Origin of the sequence: Limnobacter sp. CACIAM 66H1, assembly GCF_001601825.1 — a bacterium.
Lineage (GTDB): Bacteria > Pseudomonadota > Gammaproteobacteria > Burkholderiales > Burkholderiaceae_B > Limnobacter.
In genome coordinates this window covers 1-2,403 of the sequence record NZ_LUJK01000104.1, presented here as the reverse complement: position 1 = coordinate 2,403, position 2,403 = coordinate 1, and the positions used below count along the sequence as shown (strand labels likewise).

Annotated in this window: 4 protein-coding genes; 3 read left to right on the top strand and 1 reads right to left on the bottom strand. The window is 45.9% G+C overall.

The window, feature by feature from the left end:
• The coding region (locus A0129_RS15900; protein WP_367190017.1) for a helix-turn-helix domain-containing protein at positions 1 to 158 on the bottom strand (158 nt) is incomplete at its 3' end.
• A gap of 125 nt (positions 159 to 283) precedes the next feature.
• On the opposite strand from A0129_RS15900, the gene A0129_RS15735 reads away from it, so the two are divergent.
• The 3 genes from A0129_RS15735 to A0129_RS15725 all read left to right on the top strand — a co-directional run.
• Positions 284 to 550 (top strand): DNA-binding protein, encoded by a 267-nt coding sequence (locus A0129_RS15735; RefSeq protein WP_291716330.1) that lies wholly within the window; start codon positions 284 to 286, stop codon positions 548 to 550.
• Positions 551 to 825: 275 nt separating this feature from the next.
• Positions 826 to 1,539: a TnsA endonuclease N-terminal domain-containing protein gene (locus A0129_RS15730; RefSeq protein WP_291716329.1), complete on the top strand. Its 714-nt coding sequence runs from the start codon at positions 826 to 828 to the stop codon at positions 1,537 to 1,539.
• Positions 1,502 to 2,403, top strand: a 902-nt coding sequence (locus A0129_RS15725) for a hypothetical protein (RefSeq protein ID WP_291716328.1), incomplete at its 3' end; no start/stop codon positions are given. The genes A0129_RS15730 and A0129_RS15725, both read left to right, overlap by 38 nt.

Below are 2,403 nucleotides of genomic sequence, written 5' to 3'. Positions count from 1 at the left end.
GAATGCTTAGGTTCTCGAATTCCCTTTTCATACTGCGCCTGGGTGACCCGATTTGTACCTGCCAGTTCGCCAAACTCTTCTTGGCTCATTCCTAGCCGTTCGCGCTCTTGTCGGATTCGTTCTCCGAGCCTCTGCTTATCGTGTTCGTATTCGCTCATTGGGCGGCGCTATCTAAGGTTGGATGGTTATAAGTGTACACGGTTGTGTAAAACAGTAAAAATTCCTATTGATGTAAACAAAAATGTACATTATTATAAAAATATGAAAAATAAAGTGAATATCTGTGGGCTCTCTTACTCCTCTACAAGCTGATTCGATTAAGCGACTTTTTGCTGAACGAGGTCTGTCAATTTCTGAATGGGCGCGTCGGCATTCTTTTTCTCCCACTCTTGTTTATCAGGTATTGGATGGTGAGAGGAAGTGTGTGCGTGGGCAAAGCCATAGGATTGCGGTGGCGCTAGGCTTGAAGCAAGGTGTTTCCACTGAGTTTGAGGATTTAGAGACGGAGCTCCGATTCTTATCGGATCGCAACAGATCGAGGGTGCTATGAATTCAATTTAAGTAAGCAAAAAGTAAAAGGGCTGATGGTCTGCAAACCACCAGCCCTTTCTGCCCCGTTGAGTGAGGACTTGTGTGAAACTTTAGTTTACTCATTTATTCGGGATTGTCAATATTAGTGAGCATGAAGTGTCTGCTTGATGCTTTTTATCCGTTTTCCCCGGACATATGAGTTGTAATTCAAAAAAGGTGTCATTTGAAGGCATCAAAAGTTGCCGCCAGTCTGCCAAATCGACAGGACCCTCGTTGTATTGGAGAAGTTCGTTCTTGCCCGGCAGCTTTGACGGCTTACCCTGGGTAACTTCCCGATTAGAAAAGAGAAAGGTAGTAACCCGTAGCCCGCACCGAAGGGTTGGGCGCCTATCGGCACCTTGGCTTCAAGATGTCCCAATCGCTTGGGAGAGCCAACTAGAACTTGCCTTCCTCAAGCAAGCCTTGTTTTGCCCTGGTGTGGTTTCAATCCAGTCCGAGCCATTTACGCTAGATTTGCATTCAGACGAGTTTCTGAATGTTCGAACTCGGTATTCGCCGGATTTCTTGATCAAATTCGATAACGGCAAAAAACTCATCATAGAAGTTCGGCACTCGAGTCGGCTTGATCAAGATTTAGGCTTTTTCAATTGTTTTGCTGATCATGTTGTGAGCGTGGGATATTCGTTCGCCGTGATCACTGATGACGTGATTTTAGCCAATCAATCTCGCCTGGATAATGCGGATTTTCTATACCGATATGCCCAAGATTTAGAGGCCATCAGCCTAGCTGTCCCACCGATTGATGCGGGGCGTGAGCCTTTTGTGGGAACTCTCTTGGAGCTAGCAACTAAATTGCAGATATCCACAAATCAGGCACTTACTTTCGTTGCCCAGCATAACTTCGACTTCGATCTACATCGAGAAATCAAGAGTGTTGCAGTCTTGGCAGAACTTCCCCCAAAGGTCGGTGATGAATACTTTTACTCTAAAAACTGGTTCCGAGTTTGAGATGGTTGATGCGACCTATCGCATATCGCGAGTTCTTGGACATTCCGAAGTGGTTTGCGAAAATGTTGAGACGGGTGACGTGATCAAGATGAGCGTATTACAGGTTTCCCAGGCAGTTGAATCTTCCGCTCTTGTTGTTAACGATAGGATGAAGGGCGAAGCAGCAACATGCACAACGTCTATGCAACAGCTTTCAAGCGAAAAGGTGCTGTATCGGACTAATCGAAAAATTGGATATGTCAGGCATATTCGCCATTATGAGCCCAACGCAGTCAGTGGTCTTAAAATTGAAAGACTGGTGTCGGAGGCTGCGAAGGCGCTGGGCGATATCGCTCCACCCTCGGCGCGTAATGTGACTCGTTGGCTGAAAAAATATGATCAAGATCAAAGTTTAGCGATCCCCACCCGCCGTCGAGTTGCAGGTAAAAACAATTTATCTAGAGCGCTCGCGGTTCAGAGTCTTGACACGCACTATCTGTCAAAGGACCAAGAAACTTTGGCGGATTGTTATGATCGCTATCTAGTTGATTGTGGTCATGCGGGTCAAAGGCCTATCTCTATCAGCTCATTTCGGCGAGTCTTGATCTCTGACTTTTCTAAGTACGAGGTCATCGAGAAACGTTACAGCAAGACTGAAGCGAAGAAGAGATTTCGAACACCATTTAAGGTGTCCAGTCCTGAGCGACCTTATCAAAAGCTCGAGCTCGACCACACCATTCTCGATTGGGTTGTCTTATCGGATGATCGTTCAGTTGTTATCGGTCGACCTACCTTAGTTTGTATTTTGGATGTGGCGACAAAATATGTTGTTGCGGCATATTTAAGTTTTTTACCCCCGTCAGTTCAAACTGTGATGGGTGCCTT